17 protein-coding genes, 3 pseudogenes and 1 riboswitch are annotated in these 18977 nt (G+C 57.1%); of the genes and pseudogenes, 6 read left to right on the forward strand and 14 right to left on the reverse strand.

Features of this window, described 5'->3' with window-relative positions:
* Positions 1–53 precede the first annotated feature (53 nt).
* Both AC1Q67_RS12585 and AC1Q67_RS12590 read right to left on the reverse strand, forming a co-directional pair.
* Positions 54–566, reverse strand: a pseudogene (locus tag AC1Q67_RS12585) (cytochrome P450); the annotation flags it as partial.
* Positions 526–1185, reverse strand: a complete 660-nt coding sequence (locus AC1Q67_RS12590; protein WP_492235757.1) for an acyl-homoserine-lactone synthase — start codon at positions 1183–1185, stop codon at positions 526–528. The gene AC1Q67_RS12590 and the pseudogene AC1Q67_RS12585, both read right to left, overlap by 41 nt.
* A 121-nt stretch (positions 1186–1306) precedes the next feature.
* Between AC1Q67_RS12590 and AC1Q67_RS12595 the strand changes: the two genes are divergently transcribed.
* Positions 1307–2035 (forward strand): helix-turn-helix transcriptional regulator, encoded by a 729-nt coding sequence (locus AC1Q67_RS12595; protein WP_492235758.1) that lies wholly within the window; start codon positions 1307–1309, stop codon positions 2033–2035.
* Positions 2036–3035: 1000 nt separating this feature from the next.
* Here the strand turns inward: AC1Q67_RS12595 and AC1Q67_RS12600 are convergent.
* Entirely contained in the window at positions 3036–3386 is a 351-nt protein-coding gene (locus AC1Q67_RS12600; RefSeq protein WP_492235759.1) for a helix-turn-helix domain-containing protein, read from the reverse strand.
* Positions 3325–3495, reverse strand: a complete 171-nt coding sequence (locus AC1Q67_RS12605) for a type II toxin-antitoxin system RelE/ParE family toxin (RefSeq protein ID WP_492238156.1) — start codon at positions 3493–3495, stop codon at positions 3325–3327. The genes AC1Q67_RS12600 and AC1Q67_RS12605 overlap by 62 nt, the downstream gene beginning before the upstream one ends.
* Positions 3496–4004: 509 nt before the next feature.
* On the opposite strand from AC1Q67_RS12605, the gene AC1Q67_RS12610 reads away from it, so the two are divergent.
* The 4 genes and pseudogenes from AC1Q67_RS12610 to AC1Q67_RS12625 all read left to right on the forward strand — a co-directional run bounded on the left by AC1Q67_RS12610 (position 4005) and on the right by AC1Q67_RS12625 (position 6754).
* Positions 4005–4172 (forward strand): hypothetical protein, encoded by a 168-nt coding sequence (locus tag AC1Q67_RS12610; RefSeq protein WP_492235761.1) that lies wholly within the window; start codon positions 4005–4007, stop codon positions 4170–4172.
* 97 nt (positions 4173–4269) lie between these two features.
* Positions 4270–4710, forward strand: a complete 441-nt coding sequence (locus AC1Q67_RS12615; RefSeq protein ID WP_492235762.1) for a DUF3489 domain-containing protein — start codon at positions 4270–4272, stop codon at positions 4708–4710.
* A complete protein-coding gene (locus AC1Q67_RS12620) occupies positions 4710–5234 on the forward strand; it encodes a DUF2924 domain-containing protein (protein ID WP_492235763.1) in 525 nt (174 codons plus the stop codon). The genes AC1Q67_RS12615 and AC1Q67_RS12620 overlap by 1 nt, the downstream gene beginning before the upstream one ends.
* A pseudogene (locus AC1Q67_RS12625) lies at positions 5221–6754 on the forward strand (recombinase family protein). The gene AC1Q67_RS12620 and the pseudogene AC1Q67_RS12625 overlap by 14 nt, the downstream one beginning before the upstream one ends.
* Positions 6755–7206: 452 nt before the next feature.
* Here AC1Q67_RS12625 and AC1Q67_RS12630 read toward each other — a convergent pair.
* The 10 genes and pseudogenes from AC1Q67_RS12630 to AC1Q67_RS12675 form a co-directional block, all read right to left on the reverse strand.
* Positions 7207–10761: a 5-oxoprolinase/urea amidolyase family protein gene (locus AC1Q67_RS12630; RefSeq protein ID WP_492235764.1), complete on the reverse strand. Its 3555-nt coding sequence runs from the start codon at positions 10759–10761 to the stop codon at positions 7207–7209.
* Between the two features lie 4 nt (positions 10762–10765).
* Positions 10766–11407 (reverse strand): urea amidolyase associated protein UAAP2, encoded by a 642-nt coding sequence (locus AC1Q67_RS12635; RefSeq protein ID WP_006019358.1) that lies wholly within the window; start codon positions 11405–11407, stop codon positions 10766–10768.
* Positions 11408–11410: 3 nt separating this feature from the next.
* Complete coding sequence (locus tag AC1Q67_RS12640) at positions 11411–12250, reverse strand: urea amidolyase associated protein UAAP1 (RefSeq protein WP_492235765.1); 840 nt, start codon at positions 12248–12250, stop codon at positions 11411–11413.
* A 41-nt stretch (positions 12251–12291) separates the two neighbouring features.
* The gene (locus tag AC1Q67_RS12645; RefSeq protein WP_492235766.1) at positions 12292–13083 is read right to left on the reverse strand and encodes an ABC transporter ATP-binding protein; all 792 of its coding nucleotides are present in this window, start codon (positions 13081–13083) and stop codon (positions 12292–12294) included.
* Complete coding sequence (locus AC1Q67_RS12650; RefSeq protein ID WP_492235767.1) at positions 13080–13898, reverse strand: ABC transporter permease; 819 nt, start codon at positions 13896–13898, stop codon at positions 13080–13082. The genes AC1Q67_RS12645 and AC1Q67_RS12650 overlap by 4 nt, the downstream gene beginning before the upstream one ends.
* A gap of 36 nt (positions 13899–13934) precedes the next feature.
* The gene (locus AC1Q67_RS12655) at positions 13935–15008 is read right to left on the reverse strand and encodes a putative urea ABC transporter substrate-binding protein (RefSeq protein ID WP_492235768.1); all 1074 of its coding nucleotides are present in this window, start codon (positions 15006–15008) and stop codon (positions 13935–13937) included.
* A 77-nt stretch (positions 15009–15085) separates the two neighbouring features.
* Positions 15086–15198: riboswitch (guanidine-I (ykkC/yxkD leader) on the reverse strand.
* Between the two features lie 301 nt (positions 15199–15499).
* Positions 15500–15577: pseudogene (locus tag AC1Q67_RS12660) on the reverse strand (DUF3309 family protein); the annotation flags it as partial.
* A gap of 613 nt (positions 15578–16190) precedes the next feature.
* The gene (locus AC1Q67_RS12665; RefSeq protein ID WP_492235769.1) at positions 16191–16910 is read right to left on the reverse strand and encodes a hypothetical protein; all 720 of its coding nucleotides are present in this window, start codon (positions 16908–16910) and stop codon (positions 16191–16193) included.
* 11 nt (positions 16911–16921) lie between these two features.
* Positions 16922–17716 (reverse strand): SDR family NAD(P)-dependent oxidoreductase, encoded by a 795-nt coding sequence (locus AC1Q67_RS12670; protein ID WP_492235770.1) that lies wholly within the window; start codon positions 17714–17716, stop codon positions 16922–16924.
* An 88-nt stretch (positions 17717–17804) separates the two neighbouring features.
* Positions 17805–18239 carry a tautomerase family protein gene (locus AC1Q67_RS12675; protein WP_492235771.1) on the reverse strand — a complete coding sequence of 145 codons (435 nt, stop codon included), beginning with the start codon at positions 18237–18239 and terminating at the stop codon, positions 17805–17807.
* 139 nt (positions 18240–18378) lie between these two features.
* On the opposite strand from AC1Q67_RS12675, the gene AC1Q67_RS12680 reads away from it, so the two are divergent.
* Positions 18379–18969 carry a TetR/AcrR family transcriptional regulator gene (locus AC1Q67_RS12680; protein ID WP_492235772.1) on the forward strand — a complete coding sequence of 197 codons (591 nt, stop codon included), beginning with the start codon at positions 18379–18381 and terminating at the stop codon, positions 18967–18969.
* Positions 18970–18977: the final 8 nt, after the last annotated feature.

Genomic DNA, 18977 nt, shown 5'->3' on the forward strand with positions numbered 1-18977 from the left:
CGGCGCCTTCGTCGTAGCCAGCCTACGGGTCCAATCGGCGCCACCCGAAACATGTCGTCGGCGAGATCATCCTCAATCATTCCGACGGCTTGAACCAACGCCTCTTCGTCACCGTGAGAAATGACTTGGCTTCCAAAGACAGCAATGCAGATCGTTCGCAAAGCTAGAGCAGCGGTGAATTCGTGCGGATCAAAAGTGCCCGACTTCGCCAACTTTGCGCCAACCGCGCGGATCTCGGCACACATCTGCGGCAAATAGCGTTCAACGTTTCCCTTTGCCATGTGCTTGTGCAATACCGCGCGGCGGCGTTTGTGCTCATCGCCAGGCAGCATAAGCGAGCTACGGCCAAACACCGGCGTGAGCTTTTTAATCAACCGCCCCTTTCCAATCTCGGTTTCGGGAGCCCTTAAAATGGGTCTGATAAGGTCGGGGTCGGTAACAAGCAGCACAGGACTCGGTCCGAGGTATAGCCGCTCCAACCCCATCGGCGCCGAATTGCCCCGCGCCAAGAGAAAGTTGAGCGGATCACGCCGAAACGAGCGAACGTCCGAAAACATGTGCGGCATCGTCGATCTCCAGATTGTTTGAGATTTCGGCAAAGTACGCGATCCGCAGAGCTTCTTGGGCAAGCAGCGGAATCTCGCCTGCAACGGTGATCAGCGGTTCGCCGAACGCACGGCGGCCTATTTCTTGCGGCGGGCCATATCGGCGGGTTTTGATACCGAGCAACGAGAGGAAGCGCTCATAGGTCAAATCGGCTATCGCGACCAACGAGGACGCCTGCCTGATCTCGGCAAACCTGAACATAAGGGCGTAATTGATCCGGGCGACGGCACGCTCGTTGTGCAATGCCATGACGCCGAAACGGCTGATCTCCCATGCATCCACTGAGCGCGGAAACGGCCGGAATGTTGCGAGCTGGGGAAATGCTGTCTGAGCGAGGTATGGTCGGTCCGTGCGTATTGCCCGGAAGCCCGCGATGAGGGAGTCTTCGCTGTACAAGAGGCCGTATTCGGTATCCGGCCTATCGAACTGGTCCCGTTCTCCATCTTTGTCGAACGGCAACGCCCAGCCGCATTTGTCAACGAATAGCCCTTTGCGAAACAGGTAAAACCCCGCAACCTCTTTGGGACTGTCTGCTTCTGTGGTTATGATCGCTCGATACTGGCGTAGGGGGATGCTCATTTTAAGTCCCTCAGCTTTTTCTTGATGAGGGACCAAATTCGGCTTGTGGGCACCCCCGGTAAATGGGGGTTTCAGTATGCCTTTAGAAGATTCAATAGGAGCGATTGAGGCGTGCCGCTCAATGGATGACCTTCGAACCACCCTAAATCGGATTATCCAAAACTACGGTTTCTCGTCTTTCACGTTCATTGATGCAGGTCAGCCTAACCTCGACGTTCCGTACTACACAGGGACCCACCGACCCGCGTGGGAGCGCACCTATCTTCAAAATGATTTTGTTCACATCGACCCCGCACTCGCGCGTGTGCGAAGGAGCAATACTCCATTCCGTTGGAGCGAATTGAAGCTTCCCAAGGCTGTAACGCGGAAGCGGCCGCCCGAAGTGAAGATGATGGATGCCGCCAGAGAGTTTGGCTTCACAGAGGGATTTGTCGTCCCGTTTCACTATCGAGACAGACTTGGCGCCATCCACACCAGTTCGACTGTGTTCTTCTGGGAGGACGAGCCGAAATGGTTCAATAGCTTATTTACCCGACACAGCCACGAACTTCATCTCATTATGATCTATTGGGTACAGCGCGCCATCGACGTGGCCCGCACAACCGAACGTGGCTCAAAATCGATATTCAAACAGGACGACGCGTTTAGCATTGTTCGTCTGACACAGCGCGAACGAGAAGCGATGAGCTGGGCTGCGCAAGGTAAGACTGTCCAAGACACTGCTGAGATTCTACATCTTTCGTCAGAGACGGTCGAAACCTACATCAAGCAGGCCTTGGGAAAACTGGGCGCGTTGAACAAAACGCACGGAGTCGCCAAATGTATTTCATTGGGTATTATCGATATTTGAGATATCCAGTGCCGTAGAATGGACTTCCACCGATCTTAGCTACAACTGAAATGCCCGGACGATGTTCCGCGTTGGCCGGGAACAAATCAAGGTTCGGCTACGTTCAAAGCTTATGAACTCAAGGCCCAGAATTACGACATGCCTTTGCTTGTGGTTGGTTGGCCTGTCCGTTGCTGGGGCATTAATCTGACTGCGCCAAAGACCGCGTCGGCCAATGCTCCGAGATGAGTCTGGGAGGAAAAGTGGAGCTTAGCTATGCTTCCAAAGGGCTGGCCTGGCGGCTTACTTGCGCCGCGGACAATATTCTTGAGCCAACGTGACTGGCCCGATCGATCCTCGCTTCGGAATATCAGCTCCCCACGAACAAGAAGACCGTCTTTCCATTCCGAGCTTGGATCGGGTTCGCATCTCCTGGCGATGAACAACGTTCCATAACGCATCATTACGCGAATCTCATCTTCGCTTGGGATTGAACGCTTAGTTGCAGTGCTCAGCCCAAATGATCCTCGATTACTAAGTAGGCACGCTGAGCCTTATCGATGCCGCGATGGTTCTTTTCATACCATTGGATTGAGGCCTCAGCGCGCGCCTGCATCCGAGGTGACCAAAACAACGCGTTCCGCTTTGCCCACTTCCAGGCAGCTGTCTCGCGGACCAATACGCGACGAATGCGTCTCCATGACGTCCGTAACAGGTACGGCCATGGCCCCGAGCGTTTGCTAAGTCGGGTACAGCGGAACAGGATTGGTTGTTGGGGAGCAGAACCGGCGACTTGAAGGCCTGGTTCAGAACTTTGGCTAATATAGCTCGTCCAGACCTAGGGTCCCGTCAGTCAGATCCAGAGTCCAGTAAGACAGAGGCCGTTTGGGCCGCTTATGCAGGTTCCATATAATACATGACGATGAGGAGCGTTCCCTCAACTAGTATTATTATACCTAGTATTTTTTATTTAGGTTGTGGGTTCAGATTTCCAGTCATCCACAGGTGCAACCAAAAACCTTCAGGCAAGCTCCAGCTCTAGGCGCGCCTCTTTTTTGTTTTTGGCTTCCGACACCTCGATGCGCACTTTCTCACCCAAAGCGTTCAAATAAGAAAACAGCCGGTCATAGGTGTATCCGCTAAACTGCCCTCTCAGGAGCTTTGAGACATCAGGCTGAGCCAGACCAAGACGAGCGGCCGCCTGGGCCTGGGTCAGGCCCTTGGCTCGAATAATATCACCGATAGCGATCACAAGATCGGCCTTGACCGAATGAGCTTCAGCGTTCGACAACCCAATATCAGCAAATACGTTACCGCTGCTTTTTACGACCTTTGCCTTGCTTTTCGCCGTCTTCTTTTTTTCTGCTTGCATAAGCCTTCTCCGCCATTTTTAGACGCTGCTGAATTTTCTTGATCTCGAATTCCGGCGTCTTGATGCCGCTTTTCGATTTCTTCTGAAACGCGTGCAGAACATAGATCACGCCTTTCATCTTAACGGCATAGACGCCTCGATAGGTGTTGCCATCGAAGTCTTCAATGATTTTCGAGGATACTTGCTCCGCCGAACCCCTTCAGCGGCTTTGCATCGATATGCTTGCCGCCCTTCTGGGCAGTGCGCAACGCAAAGCCCATAGTCTCCTTCACCTTCCTTGGAAAGGCAGACAGGTCATCCCTAGAGGATCCGACCCATTCGATCGGAGTATCGCTATCACTCATTTCGAATATAGTAATTATACTATAGTTGGTCGGAAGTCAATCAAACACGACAGATATGCGCACTTGCTGGTCGCAATATCATCGAAACCGTTAAATAGGAAGCGTGTAGTAGCACTCCATCGGCCCGGCGGGGATAACAGTGCCATTCAGTGCCATTCAGCATGGCCCCTTACTGTCATTGGATGCTGCTCAGTATCACAAAATGCTCCGTGTCCGCCCAACAACGCCATAAGATTGCTCACAATCTGCTCGACTTCAGCAGCACAGGAAGCATGTGTGGTGGTACAGCATCGCGCGAGCTGCCGAAATCTGCGCCCGTGCCGGCAATGTAAGCCGCTCAGTTCAGATCCTGATGGACTTCGAGGGTCCGGCGCACAAGGCGCAGGACCTGTTCAAGGCGGCTCTTGCGATCAAACGCAGCCTGCATTCCGAAACCACTTAATTCTGATCTACCTGATCAGCTCCTGCCCGCCCCGCGTTGCGATCGGCGGGTCGGGTCAGTGCAACGCTGATGTTGCGCGCATCCCGAAGAAGCCCCCATGAGCATCCAGAAACTCAAGAAGACCAAAGCCGGTGCAAAACGCAAACCGATCGTAGCAGCACGTCGACCATCGAAGGTTGCAAAAGACGCTCGCTCGCCGAAGGCAAAGCGCTCACGAGCGCAAAATGCCGTTAAGCCATTAACAACGCGCACCCGCGAAGCTATTGCCCAGTCGCCCCCCGCGAAAGGTCACTCCTCCCAAACCTCGATCCCGCAACCCGTCCGAAACTCGTCGAAACTGACCACGGTGCTCGCGATGCTTCGATCGCCTGGTGGCACAACCATCGCCGCTATCATGAAAGCGACCGGCTGGCAGCAGCATTCGGTGCGAGGTTTCTTTGCCGAAGTCGTCCGCAAGAAGCTGAAGCTCAACCTGACCTCCGACAAGGTTGCTGGTGAGCGTCGTTACCGGATCGGTGAGCCTTCGGGGTCTAAGTGATGGACGCCCGCCCGACAGTGAACGGGCGGTCGGTTGATCCTGATGTGGAGGCCGAGCTTGGCCAGCTCGGCTCTATGCCGATTGCCGCGTTGCGGGCTCGATACCGCCAGCTGTTTCGGTCCGATCCGCCTCCGGCGTTCGGACCGGACCTGCTGCGGCGGAGTATTGCCCAGCAGATTCAAGAGAAAGCCTATGGCGGTCTTTCCCGAGAGGCAAAGAAGCTACTCGGGCACCTCCGATCGATGGCTTCCGGAAAGACGGGTCGTCCTGAAGTGCCACAGCGGATCAAAGCCGGCTCCGAGCTGGTGCGGGTCTGGAACGACCAGACTCACAAGGTCACGGTGTTAGCCAAGGGCTTCGGCTACCATGGCGAGGTCTTCACCAGCCTCTCGGAGATCGCCAACAGGATTACGGGTACGCGATGGAACGGTCCGAAGTTCTTTGGGCTGCGGACGAAGAAGAATGAGATCGGCAAGACGGCCCCGGTATCCGTCTCTAAGCGAGGGCGACATGGCCGCAAATAATATCAAACCAGTTCGCTGTGCTATCTAAACGCGGAAATCCACCGAGCATGGACTTGAACTTGAGTTCAATTCTCTCGATGCCCAGCACGAGGCCTGTGAAGCCTATATCAAAAGCCAGGCCTCACACGGCTGGCGTATCCTCCCCCAACAATATGATGATCCAGCTTACTCGGGCGGCAACCTCGACCGCCCTGCCCTAAAGCAACTTCTCGCAGACATTGAATCCGGGCTGATTGATGTGATCGTGGTCTACAAGATCGACCGGTTGACGCGCTCGCTCGCCGACTTCGCCAAGCTGGTCGAGACCTTCGACCGGAGATCCATATCGTTCGTCGCTGTAACCCAGCAATTCAACACCACCTCCTCCATGGGGCGGTTGACACTGAACGTGCTGCTGTCATTCGCCCAGTTCGAGCGAGAGAGCTAGCGTCCGAGCGCGTGCGGGACAAGGTCGCCGCCTCCCGCCGCAAAGGCAAATGGACCGGCAGCACCGTTCCACTCGGCTATGAGGCCAAGAACAAGAAACTCGTGATCAACCCGAAAGAAGCCGAAACCGTCCGCGTCATCTTCAAACAGTATCTGGCGCTCAAATCCTTTAGCCTGCTGGTGCAGGATCTCGATCGCCGCGGCATCATCACCAAACGACGCGACACCAAAGTGCCCAAATATCGCGGCGGCATCCCCTTCACTTATGGTCCCCTCGCCCATGTCCTGAAGAATCGCGTGTATCTCGGCGAGGTGCATCATGGCGGCAAGTGGTATCCCGCCGAGCATAAGCCAATTCTCGATCAGAAAGTCTTTGATCAGGTGCAGACCCTGCTCGCCGCAAACCGCGTGACCACCCGAACCCGGCAATCAGCCAGCGGAGCCCTTCTCGCCGGCAAACTTCGCGATGATCGCGGCAATTACATGAGCCCGAGTTTTACGGTGAAGAACGGCATCCGTTACCGGTTCTATATTTCACGGGCGCTTATGCGCGGCAGAAAGGCTCAAGCTGGCTCGATCGCTCGCATTCCGGCGCAACTTATCGAAAGCCTCGTCATCAACGCCGGGATCACTTCACACTTGACGCGCAGATTCCCGACGATCAGCTCCGACGCCATGTCGTGGATTCCGTTGCTGACGTCGCCGTTCACCCGAAGAACATCAAGATCCGCCTACAGCCAGACAACGCAGACGCGCTCAATATCCCGTGGAAAGCGCCGCTAAAGAACGCTCCCGCGCTTGCGCCATCCCCAACAGATACCGATCAGCCGGATCCAAAGTTGTTGCAGGCGATCGTCCGGGCGCATGCTTGGTTGCGTGATCTACAGTTGGGCAAGTTCGACAGCGTCGAGTCGCTGGCAGAATCGGTCAAACTCCATCCGAAAGTCGTCCGGCAGGAGCTGCGCTATGCGTTTCTGGCGCCGGCCATCACCGAAGCGATCTTAACAGGCGAACAACCACCGACACTTCTCGCGCGGATTCCAAAGACCCTACCCCTAACCTGGTCTGGGCAAAGCCGCGCCTCGGGATTCTGATCGGAGTCGCACATCCGATGTTATGGAATATCGAGAACAAGTGATGATAACGCTCCTCACCAAATCTTATCAGTCAACCGACGGTTTCATAAGCATTAAGCTGCTTAGGGGGCTGACTACGTTAGATCGTACCCGCCAGCACGACCGCTGTTCGACCGCAGCCGGCTCATCCGCGAAAGCAGAAACAGCATCGCTGCCCATTACCACTGAACGGGCAAGCGGCAAGCGCCTATGGCACCGCGCGGACGCCAATGCCAACACCGCCGCCAAGGCAACGCGAATAAGGTTTTCGGTACACACAGCCAGCCTGCACGAAATTAGGTATCTTACCTTCTCAAAGCGACCGCGCTCTGACTGTCCTCAAAAGCGACAACGGGATGCGCCAGCAATGGCGCATCCCGTTGTCTTTTCACAGCCCAAACGATCTCTCACCTCGCCAAGCATTATCGCTCTCAACCTAGGGGGTTGATCACTGCAACAATATCGCCCGCGCGTAACGTCTGCCCAGGCCTGATGCGGACAGACGATATCCGACCGGCGACAGGTGCCTGTACGCTGATTTCCATTTTCATCGACTCGATGATCGCAAGCGCATCACCAGCGGCGACATCTGCGCCTTCCTTCACCAGAATTTTCCAGACATTGCCTGGAACCTCCGAAAACGCGCCAGTATCGCCGTCCGGAATATCCTCGGCATTAGCACCCGCGCTGACTCCAGCGTCGTCAGGCACCTCATCGATGCGCAGATCCTTCCACCGCTGACGTTCGCCCTCGAAGGCTGCCTGTTGCCGCAGCTTGAACGCCGCAATGCTGTCGCGGTCATGGACCAGAGCCTTGGCATAATCAGCATAGGAAAATTCGCTCTCCTCGATCTTTAGCGGATAGGCGCCGTGCGGGAACGCCGCGCGGGCCTCCAGCAATTCCTCCGCACTAACGGGAAAAAAGCGAATCTCGTCGAAGAACCGCAGCAGCCATGGATGCCCCGGCTTGAAGACAGGTGTGGTTAGCCATGTATTCCACATTTGAATTGTGCGGCCGAACAATTGATAGCCGCCAGGCCCTTCCATGCCATAGATGCACATATAGGCGCCGCCGATGCCGACGGCATTCTCCGGTGTCCAGGTTCGCGCTGGGTTGTATTTCGTCGTGACAAGCCGGTGACGCGGATCGACCGGCGTTGCCACCGGCGCGCCGAGGTAGACATCGCCAAGGCCGAGCACGAGATAGCTCGCATCGAAGACAATCCGCTTAACGTCGTCTTCGCTGTCCAGACCGTTGATGCGCCGGATGAACTCGATATTCGACGGACACCACGGCGCATCGGCACGCACCAGTTCCTGGTACTTCTGCATCGCCAGAACAGCCTGCGGATCGTTCCAAGACAATGGCAGATGCACGATGCGACTCGGGACTTTCATGGCATCAACGGGAGGCAGTCCTCCTTCAAGACTTTGAAGAACATCTAGCAACCGGCGGCGTGAAAGAACCGCGCTGTCATAGTGGATTTGCAGCGAACGAATGCCGGGGGTGAGATCGATGATGCCCGGCAGCTTCACCCGGGCGACAGCCTCCGCAAGAAGGTGAACGCGAAGCCGTAGCGCGATGTCGAGTTCCATCGAACCATATTCGACCAGCAGGTTGTCGTCTCCTGCACGCCGATAGACCACCGGGAGCGGCCCGTCGTCGCTCCGTCCAACGATAGCAGACCCGAGAGTTGAATTTCCATTCAATGGCAGCGGTCCGGCGACCGGATCGCCGTTCCGGGATGCGGGGACGAAACGAACGGTGTCACCGGGCCGGAGCTGGCCGGTTTTCCAGAGTTCGTCTCGCGCCACCACGGCAGGACAAACAAAACCGCCGAGGCTCGGCCCGTCCGGCCCGAGGATGATCGGCATGTCGCCGGTGAAATCGATTGATCCGACCGCATAGGCATTATCGTGAATGTTGGAAGGATGCAGCCCCGCCTCGCCGCCATCCGCTCGCGCCCACGCCGGCTTGGGCCCCGTCAACCGCACGCCAGTACGCGCGCTGTTGAAATGCACTTCGTACTGCGCGGAAAACAATGTCGCGATGTCATCGTAACGAAAGAAATCAGGCGCTCCATGCGGGCCGTAAATTACCCCGATCTCCCAGTCACGGGTCAGTACAGGGCGCTCTTCGGTCGTCAAACCACGCGGAGTCTTCAAACCGCCGGTCTCTTCAGCAATATGCAGCACGTCTCCCGTCTTTAACGCGCCGGTAGCGTGGCCGCCGAACATCCCAAGCGTGAACACCGCGCGCGATCCGAAAATCTCCGGCGCGTCGAATCCACCGCGCACGGCGAGATAGCAGCGCTGACCCGCACCCTCGATCTTGCCGATCGCAAGCGTCTGACCCGCCCGTATCACCACGGGCGAACCATGCTCGACCGCAACACCATCGAGTTTTGCCGACATTTGTGCACCGGCAAGACCGATGGTGGCTCCCGCGTTGAAGCGCAACGTTGGTCCATTGACGGTTAATTCCAGTGCGGCCGTCGTCTCGGGATTCCCGACAATGGTATTGGCCAAGCGAAACGACCGCTCGTCCATCGGGCCACTCGGTGGAACGCCGACATGCCAGAGATGCAGTCGGCCTGGCAATTCCTGCACGCCGGATTGCGCGCCGGGAGCAAGCACATCGATGGTACGCGGGGTATATACGAAGTCGTTCAAGATATTTGTGGCGACGCGGCCGCTGCGGAAAACCTCCGAGTTGGCAATCGCACGCAGATAGCCAAGGTTGGTTTCGATCCCAGCAACAGTTGAACTGTTCAGAACTCTGTCGAGTTTTTCAATCGCATCCTTACGCGTGTCCGCCGAGACAATCACCTTCGCCAGCATGGGGTCATAAAACGGTGTGACCTCGACGCCGGTTTCGATCCATCCGTCGACACGCGCATCATCCGGGAAACAAACACAAGTGAGGCGTCCGGCGCTGGGACGAAACCCGGCATTGGGATTCTCGGCGTAAACCCGCACCTCTATGGCCGCGCCCTTCGGCACCAGCGGACCCAATCCCGCCAATACGTCTTCACCGGCAGCCTGCCGCACCATCCACTCAACCAGATCGATGCCGAACACAGCCTCGGTCACCGGATGCTCGACTTGAAGCCGGGTGTTGACCTCAAGAAAGTAGAAATCCTCGCGCTCGACGTCGTAAATGAATTCCACCGTGCCGGCGGACTCGTAGGCCACGCTCCTGCCCAGCGCAACCGCAGCCTCATGAAGTCGCGCCCGCATCTCTTCGCTCAGACCCGGAGCCGGTGTTTCTTCGATGACTTTCTGGTTCCGTCGCTGCAGCGAGCAGTCGCGCTCGCCGAGCGCCACCACGTTGCCCTTGCCGTTGCCAAATATCTGCACCTCGATGTGCCGCGCCTCCGCGACAAACCGCTCGAGATAAACCCGCGCGTCGCCAAAGCTCGCCCGCGCCGTGCGCTGCACGGTGGCAAAGCGTTCACGAAGCGCGTCGGCATCGTAACAGAGCTGCATGCCAATGCCGCCGCCACCCGCGGTGCTTTTCAGCATCAACGGGTAACCGACATTTTCGGCTTCAGCCAACGCTTCGTCGACGGTCTCGAGCAGCCCGGACCCTGGCAGCAGCGGAACGCGGCTTAACCGTGCGATCTCGCGGGCCTTGTGCTTCAACCCGAACGCATCGAGATGCTCGGGACGCGGCCCAATGAAAGCAATGCCTCGCTCTGCCAGCTTCTCAGCAAAGCCGCGATTCTCGGAGAGAAATCCGTAACCCGGATGAACCGCCTGCGCACCGCTATGCAGGCATGCAGCAATGATCGCATCGACGTTGAGATAGCTCTCCGCAGCCGGCGCCGGACCGACACGGATCGCTTCATCCGCATCAAGAACCGGCCGCGTGAACCGATCGGCATCGGAATAGACGGCAACCGACGCAATGCCCATACGGCGCAATGTTTTTCCGATCCGCCCAGCGATTTCGCCGCGGTTGGCAATGAGGACCTTGCTGAACATTCGATCAGTCCTCTTGCGCTTCGAAAATCATCACCTGGATCGGCGTCGGAAAGAAACCGTTACAGGGATTATTGATTTGCGGGCAATTGGAGATCAGACACAGCACATCCATCTCCGCGACCATTTCGACATAGTCACCGGGCTTTGAGACGCCGTCGACCACGGTAAAATTTCCGGAGGGATCGATTGGCACGTTCATGAAAAAATTCAGATTTGGCACGATGTCGCGCTTCGACATGCCGTGTTTCGCTGCCTCGATCAGGAAGTTCTCGCGGCAGGCATGGAGATATTTGGTGCCATGACCGAAACGAACGGTGTTGCTTTCGCACGAGCAGGCGCCCGCAGACGTATCATGCAAGCCGCAGGTGTCCGCTGTGACGCGCAGCATGACACGCCCCTCGTTGGACATGATGCGGGTCCCCGTGCTGACATAGGCGGAACCTTGCGCGCGCAAAGTGTCCTGACCGCTGTAGCGCTCCTGATAGTCATCGGCGCGATAGAACAGCGTGTCGACCGCCTGCTGACCATGGCTGTCGATGATGCGCAACGTCTGCCCTTTGCGGACAATGACGGACCACGGAGCATTGGCCGGAATTTCGGTGTCGAGAACGATGCGGCCCTGAACCGGAACGGTGTGAATCGTCATCGCTCACGCCTCCGAGCTGGAGTTAAGGAAGAAGGCGTTGTTCTCAAAGGCGCGCGCGGCTTCCGCGCTCGCCGTGCGGCAAAGGTCATTATCTCCCACGCGTCCCGCGCGATAACGTACGATTTCGGCATCGCCCGTCGCATAGGTCAGCGACGGGTCCAACGGATGCGGACAATTAGACAATGCCACCAGCACATCCATCTCGGCGCGCAGGTCGATAAAGTCCCCTGCCTGGCGGCGGCTTGCATCCCACTGAAAGCGCCCTTCGGCGTCGACATTCACCGGTGCAAAGAAGCTGATGCACGGATGGACATCGCGGCGGTCGAGCCCTAACTTTCCGGCCGCGAGTATGAAGTTGTCGCGCGTGTTGCGAAGGGTCGTCGTGTGATAGCGGGCTTCGTTTGTTGCCACCGTGGAAGCGCCCGCGAGCGCATCATGTGCACCGCCGGTGGTCTCTTCCACGATACTGAACAGCACACGGCCCATATCGGACAGAATCACGCGGCCCTTGCGCAGGCTGGCAGCCCATTGAACTTTGATGGTGTCCGCGTGATTCAACCGTTCGCTTGTATCGGCCGCACTCCACGCCAGCAGACTAATGCAGGACCTGCCTCCAGTGTTTACAAGCCGCAGCGCCTCGCCGCGGTTAAGCCGCGTGGTCCAGTACCAGCCGCCGGGCACGATCTCCCGATGAATGATTCCCGAAGCAGCGATAGCAGCACCATCGCGCGGGGTCGGAGGCGGCAGCGCGCGCGGCGCGTGCCCCTGTCCTGCCGCCTTCAATTCCTCGTAGCGCTTTCTGTTGGCCGCAACTTCGGCCTGCTGCTCCTTGGTCAGGATCATGGTTTGCCCTTTCTCAGACAGACACGCCGGGCCGTCCCGGCTCATGCTCCCTGTTTGGCCGGGTCGTCCCGGCCAGAGCGGTTTGTTGCAAGCCGCCGGACCTCGGCGGTTCTGCGCGGGTAGATTTCGAGATCGCGTGAAATGGTGGCCCCGTAGCGCTCGCGCTCCTCGGGCCGGTTACGGTTACGTTCAAATGCGATCACACGTGTCGCCAGCCGGAACGCCTCGCTCAAGTCATGCGTGACCATGACGACGGTGAGTTCGGTCTCGTTCCAGAGCCGCTTCATCAACACATGAATGTCTGCGCGAATACCGGGATCGAGCGCGCCGAACGGCTCATCGAGCAGAAGAATCCGGGGACCGCGCATGATCGCCTGGGCTAGCGCCAGCCGCTGTTGCATGCCGCCGGATAGCGCCGCCGGATACTTCTTTTCCTGCCCGGCCAGTCCAACTTCCGCCAACAGCACCATCGCTTCGTCGATTGCGGTACGCTTTGCTGTTCCAAACAAACGGCCGGTGATCTTCGCATGCTGAAGCTCTCGCCCAAGCAGAACGTTTTGCAGCACCGTCAGATGCGGAAAAACGGAATAGCGCTGGAATACAACGCCGCGATCGGCATCCGGCTCCGGAGACAGCGGCACGCCGTTAACCAGAATCTGTCCGCGCGTCGGGCTCTCCTCGCCGAGCAGCATGCGCAGAAATGTGGTCTTGCCGCATCCCGATGGGCCGACAAGCGCGAGAAATGCGCGTGGCTCAACGTCGAGCGTGATCTGCTCGAGCACGATGTGATCGCCGTACTCCTTCCAAACGTTATCAAAGCGGATCGCGTTCATTCCGCCCTCACCGACGCAAACCACGGAAACGCCTTGCGCTGGAGCAGGCGCAGTCCAGCATCCATCAGGAAGGCAAGGAGCGTGATCCAGATCACGTAAGGAATGATGATGTCCATGGCGAGATATCGGCGGACCAGAAAGATGCGATAGCCCAGTCCGGAATCCGAGGCGATGGCTTCGGCGGCGATCAAAAACAGCCACGCGGGCCCAAGCTGAAGCCGTAGAGAGTCGATCAGGCGCGGCAGGATTTGCGGCATCACCACGCGCAGCGCGATCTGCCACGTCGAGGCGCCGAGCGTTTGTGCCTTGATCAATTGCTCGCGAGGCAGCTCCTGCACCTTCATCGCGAGGTCACGAATGATACAGGGCAGTGTCCCGATCACAATCAGGGCGATCTTGGAGTTCTCGCCGAGCCCCATCACGATGAACAAAATCGGAAGCAGCGCCAAAGGCGGAACCATCGATGCGACCGAAACAAATGGACCCAGCAACGCATTCGCGCCCGGCAGCAATCCGATGACAATTCCCAGAACAAGCGCGGCAACGGTCGAAATTGACAGCGCAGAGGCCAGCCGGCCAAGACTCGCGAGCGTATCAGAGAGCATGAGATATGCGCCGGTGCGCGTATCGGCCTGAAATGCCATCTGCTTCACAGCCTGCACCATACTCGATAGCGCAGGCAACAGCTTGTCATTCGGATTTTCAGCAAGCCTCGCATTCGAACCAAGGAAGTACGCGACTGCCAGCAATACGAACGGCAGCGCGGCGAGATAGAACCGCATCTGCCGGCCGGGCCGGATGTTGACGAGTCGCATGACCGGACTCCTATCGACGCTGCATCAACGTTCCGCTCAGAGCTTGCCCTTGGCTGCCGCGTCCATGTAGGTGGCATCGAAGCGCAGCTTCACATTGGCCTTGTCGCCAAGCACCGATTTGTCGCCAAGCTCGATACCGACGGCGTCAACGGACTTCGCACCCTTGCCGAGCAATTCCTTTTCGAAAAGGAACTTGCGCACACGGTCCATCGTCGTTCCAACAGTCTTGCTCTTGGTGAAGGCTTCAGCATCCGCGGGCTTGTCGAACAGTTTTGTCGAAGCGAGCTGGCTGTCGAAACCTGCGAGATCGGTGCCTGATGCCTTGGCCATGGCTTCCTTCGCCGCTTTGCCATCAGCACCCGGCGCGTTCATTTTGGTGATCGTCTCGTACCAGATACCGACCAGTGCCTTGGCAAAATCCGGATTCTCTTTCACCACGGCGGTGTTGGCGACCATCAGGTCCATGATCTCGCCCGGAATCTGCGAGGAATCGAATACCTTCTTCGCGTCCTTTGCGCCGAGGATTTCCGAGACGATCGGATTCCAGGTCACCACAGCGGTCACTTCCGGTGTTTTGTAAGCCGCGGCGAGATCGGCGTCCGAGGTGTTGACAACCTTGACGTCTTTCTCAGTGAGCTTCTTTGTCTCAAGCGCACGCGCCAGCAAATAATGCGAGACCGAGAATTCGACCAGATTGATCTTCTGGCCCTTGATCGCAGCAAGATCGGACTTCCCCTTCAGGATGATCGCGTCATTGCCGTTGGAAAAATCACCCATAATGACGGCCGTCGTGTCCACGCCACCGGCGGCGGGAATCGACAATGCGTCCATATTGGTGATGGTCACCGCATCGTATGCGCCAGCAGTGTACTGGTTGATAGACTCAACATAGTCGTTGAACTGCTTCACTTCGATCGTGATGCCGTATTTGTCCGCCCATTTCTTGACGATGCCGGTATCCGCCGCATAACCCCATGGCATCCAGCCGACATAGATCGACCAGGCAATCTTGAAGTCTTTCTTTGGTGCTGCGTATGCAGCCGACGCGAGCGCTGCCGTCAATGCGGTAGCGACAGCGACAGAGCGGAGAAAGGATGTGAGTTTGTTCATTGCAGATCCCTCTTGTAAAAACGTACAAAAAGGGAATGGCGACAGACCATCGCTCCGCCAATCCCTTGGCCAACGAGGTCTCCCGGGCTTTTGTCCCGCCGTGCACCTGTAGGGATGTCTCCCCCACAAGCGGCCGCTCTCGGACCAGCACCTTGCATCGCGCAAAGCCGGAACCCTAGCAACCAACTCTATCACACCGATGCAGAAGGCGTGCCAAACGAAGATTCATTGAAACTCAATGAATTTCCCGAACGGGCACGTCGTGATCTGTGCTGGCCGGCCTTGCTCGGAGGCAGTTGCCTAATAACCGCGCACCCTATGCACTTATTTGAAACTGTCCTTTAGGGCTGGTCCCGCGCACATTCGATCCATCCGGTGTTCGAAAGGACTCTCGAGTGACTTTGATCCGAAACATACTGATCACGTTGGCGCGCGGCCTGCACGGCCGATTCGGCTTCTTGCCGGAAAGCGAGCGGAGGAATTTCTCCAAAGATCAGAAGGATCACGATCACAACACCGAGTCCACCACCGCCGTAGTATCCAGTGCCGTAGAATGGACTTCCACCGATCTTAGCTACAACTGAAATGCCGGACGATGTTCCGCGTTGGCCGGGAACAAAACAAGGTTCGGCTACGTTAAAAGCTTATGAACTCAAGCCCCCCCCCCCAAAATTACGACATGCCTTTGCTTGTAGTTGGTTGGCCTGTCCGTTGCTGGGGCCATTAATCTGACTGCGCCAAAGACCGCGTCGGTCAATGCTCCGAGATGGCTGGCGACGCAGTGCTAATCGCACCCGTCTCCGCGCAAATTCCCTGCAAACAGGGAATTTTACAGGGAAATTTGCGGTTTCGGAGATTTCGAACACAGTCGTTTATCGAAAAACCGCTGTGCTGCAGTCACTTCCTGACAAATTCATGCAGAAATTAACAGGGAAAAAAATTTGGGCTAACAGGGCTCCCTCTCAGCAGGAACAGGGAATCCCATCTAAACGTTACGTGTTTGGCAGTCTTCAAACGCCCCGCGCCGCGTTTGAATGATCCCGGGCAGCCGGTCGATACACGAAACGGGGTCGCGATCGAATCCATTGGCAACGATCGACGCCATGGCTCCTCACGCTTGTGAAAACGAATCTGCGGCCGAAACGCAACATTTCAAAAAAGCTATATGACGCCAAATTGTCTTTACGCAGTGACGCAAAAGTTTGACATGTCGAGCGAGATCAGCAGCCTGTCCCGCAACACATCGTATTTCTTGTTGCATAAATACGCGCGTCGCTTCGACGGCAGCTTGAAGCCATCTGCATCCACGATGTCGAGGGCATAGTTCGCAACGTTAAGGCCCTCGGCAACGTCAAGGGTATAGTCCTGCCGTCGCAAGAGCATATCCTCGCCAAAATAAAATTCCTGCGCCCGGCTGTGCGTGGCAAATGTGCTCGGCAGAACCACACGTATTCCGCGCCATATCTCGCCGTTGTCCTCAAGTGGATCAATATCCCAGATTTGCGCTCCATCCACCACAAACGAAAACGGTGACGTGAGATAGCTCCACATCGCGTAACCGCCAAAATAGGCGCGATGAAGCGGATCCCAGGGGGTGTTCAGATCGTGACCGGCAAAGGCCGAGCGAGGATCAAGGCGTTCCATGATCGGCTTGCCGTCGATTGTTTCGATAGCAACGCGATCCGGCCGAAACGACAGCCGCTTGTCCGATCCGCCTACAGAGTCCGTGAAACTAACCTGCTCGTGCATACTTGCCGAAGTGCGCAGCGCCCCACCGACCCGACCGACCTTTCTGTCAAGTAACTCGCCACAGCTTACGACATCGGTTTCGATAGTCCTGAACTTCTTCCATCGCTTGAGTCCGCCATGTGCCTCAAGCACCTGCTCTAAAAGCTTGGTCATCTCGCCCTCGTCTATACAGAGTACCGGGTTGCGGGAGGGCCCGACTTCATCAGGGCCTCACTCAGCTTGACGCGAGATTCTTCAAACTGCGTCCAGTTCGACAGGTCTTCCAGCGCGGGGAAGCAAACCAGTTCGCCGCGGTCCAGCGCCGTGAGAGCGCAATCCACCAATTGCTCGGCGGACATGAACGATTCATCCGGGAAAGGAGCGTTCTTGACACCGGACGCTTCAAAGAATTCAGTTCGCACCGGGCCGGGAAGAACGGCCTGAACAACGACTTTGGTCTTGGCCAGTTCCATTTGCAGCGAGCGTGTGAAGTTCAGGACATAGGCTTTCGACCCTGAATAGGCTGCGGCCGCCGGCGCCGGCATGACCGCAATCATTGATGCGATGTTCACGATCGTACCCAGATTTCGCGAAACCAATCCGGGCAGCACCGCATGGGAGAGCCGCGTGAGAGCGATCACGTTGATCTTGATCAGGTTATCGAGAGCATCCGCGCTGACCTTGGCCATCGGGCCGAGCGAACCCAGTCCCGCATTGTTGATCAGAACATCGATATCGGCGCGCGCGCTCAACAGCGCCTCGACGCGCGCGAGATCCTTTGCGTCGGCAAGATCAGCCACGACGATCTCGACCAGACGGCCGCTTTCGCTGCGAATGCGCGCTGCAATTTCTTCAAGCCGATCCTGCCGGCGGGCGACCAGAATTAAATTCAGGCCGCGTTTGGCGAGCCGCTGGGCGTAAACGACCCCGATACCGGAGGATGCGCCGGTGATCATAGCGAAACGTTGATTGTCACTCATCTCGATGCGCCTCCCGCGCCTATTTATTCACAAGTTCACGGGCCTCAGGCCCGTGAACTCAAGATGGGTACGTGTGCGTCTGTAGCGATCAGGCGGGTTCTTCGATCGGATAAGGCACTGGCTTGTTCTGATCACGCCAAAGCTTCTCGTATTCTGAGTTTGGCGGTGGCGGCTTCATTCCTTGAACCTGCCAGAGATCGAACGGCGTTTCGTCGATATGGATTTCCCAATCCAGACCGCGGTCCTTGATGTAAGGCGCCAGCGCAGCCTCCGCCCAGCCGAGCCACTTGTCCTTCGCGTTCTTGTCGGGGAATGAGCGCGCGATATGGTCCATCCAGATGCGAACGAAATTGGTGGCTTCCTCACCGCCGATATAGAAGGACTCAGGAGCGACCTCCTGAAAGACGACGATCACGTAAAATTTCGGCAGGCCGCGATACAGATCGGTAATTCGCCCAGACAAGGCCTTCTTGTCCTCGGCCGTAAACGCACCGACCGGATGATAAACTTTCCAGAATGGCATTAACCCCTCCCTGACCGTAGCGCATTCGCCGCGCCTCTTTGATGTTAAGTATCATCATTACCTGCCAACTGGATGTCAACCAATATTAATGATAATTATCATCGTAGAGGGACTGTCGTTCCGTTAAGGAGAAGAGGCCGTGCGCATCACCGAGGCTCAGGCACAAAAGAACCGCGAGAGGATCGTGGCGAAGGCTTCCCGCCTTTTCCGCGAACGAGGTTTTGACGGTCTTTCGGTGAGCGACCTCATGAAAGCCGCCGGCTTTACCCATGGCGGTTTTTACAATCATTTTGAGTCGAAGGATGAACTGGCGGTCGAGGCTTTCGATCATGCATTCCACGTCATGGATGCCAAACGTGAGCAGTCCTTGACCATGGACGAATTCATTTCGGATTACCTCTCGGACGAAGCGCGGAAAGCGCTGGGTTCGACCTGCCCTGCAGCAGCCCTAGCTGGCGAGGTGGTGCGACAGTCCGAGGCCGTTAAGCAGGTATTTGCGGATGGCCTCGATCGCATGATTGTTTCAGTCGCCAACCGATTGCCCGACACACCTGACACGCGAAGCGAGGCGGTGGATTTGGTTTGCCGCATGCTTGGCGCACTGGTGCTCGCCCGCGCGATGCCGATATCAAGCGGTTTGGGCGACGAGCTTCTGGCAACAGCGACGGCGCGCTGCAAGCAAAGCGCCGCAGCTTTCAACCATGCGGCTCAACCTAGAAGCGAGGACTAAACGTCTTT

This window comes from Afipia sp. GW823-FHT06G09 (assembly GCF_058794875.1).

What these genes read in the sequence shown, in the direction of transcription:
- AC1Q67_RS12615 (WP_492235762.1), top strand. Translation starts at nt 4,270, where the DNA reads ATGAGCATCCAGAAACTCAAGAAGACCAAAGCCGGTGCAAAACGCAAA.
- AC1Q67_RS12650 (WP_492235767.1), bottom strand. Translation starts at nt 13,898, where the DNA reads ATGCGACTCGTCAACATCCGGCCCGGCCGGCAGATGCGGTTCTATCTC.
- AC1Q67_RS12590 (WP_492235757.1), bottom strand. Translation starts at nt 1,185, where the DNA reads ATGAGCATCCCCCTACGCCAGTATCGAGCGATCATAACCACAGAAGCA.
- AC1Q67_RS12655 (WP_492235768.1), bottom strand. Translation starts at nt 15,008, where the DNA reads ATGAACAAACTCACATCCTTTCTCCGCTCTGTCGCTGTCGCTACCGCA.
- AC1Q67_RS12620 (WP_492235763.1), top strand. Translation starts at nt 4,710, where the DNA reads ATGGACGCCCGCCCGACAGTGAACGGGCGGTCGGTTGATCCTGATGTG.
- AC1Q67_RS12600 (WP_492235759.1), bottom strand. Translation starts at nt 3,386, where the DNA reads ATGCAAGCAGAAAAAAAGAAGACGGCGAAAAGCAAGGCAAAGGTCGTA.
- AC1Q67_RS12670 (WP_492235770.1), bottom strand. Translation starts at nt 17,716, where the DNA reads ATGAGTGACAATCAACGTTTCGCTATGATCACCGGCGCATCCTCCGGT.
- AC1Q67_RS12645 (WP_492235766.1), bottom strand. Translation starts at nt 13,083, where the DNA reads ATGAACGCGATCCGCTTTGATAACGTTTGGAAGGAGTACGGCGATCAC.
- AC1Q67_RS12630 (WP_492235764.1), bottom strand. Translation starts at nt 10,761, where the DNA reads ATGTTCAGCAAGGTCCTCATTGCCAACCGCGGCGAAATCGCTGGGCGG.
- AC1Q67_RS12595 (WP_492235758.1), top strand. Translation starts at nt 1,307, where the DNA reads ATGGATGACCTTCGAACCACCCTAAATCGGATTATCCAAAACTACGGT.
- AC1Q67_RS12675 (WP_492235771.1), bottom strand. Translation starts at nt 18,239, where the DNA reads ATGCCATTCTGGAAAGTTTATCATCCGGTCGGTGCGTTTACGGCCGAG.
- AC1Q67_RS12635 (WP_006019358.1), bottom strand. Translation starts at nt 11,407, where the DNA reads ATGACGATTCACACCGTTCCGGTTCAGGGCCGCATCGTTCTCGACACC.
- AC1Q67_RS12640 (WP_492235765.1), bottom strand. Translation starts at nt 12,250, where the DNA reads ATGATCCTGACCAAGGAGCAGCAGGCCGAAGTTGCGGCCAACAGAAAG.
- AC1Q67_RS12665 (WP_492235769.1), bottom strand. Translation starts at nt 16,910, where the DNA reads ATGACCAAGCTTTTAGAGCAGGTGCTTGAGGCACATGGCGGACTCAAG.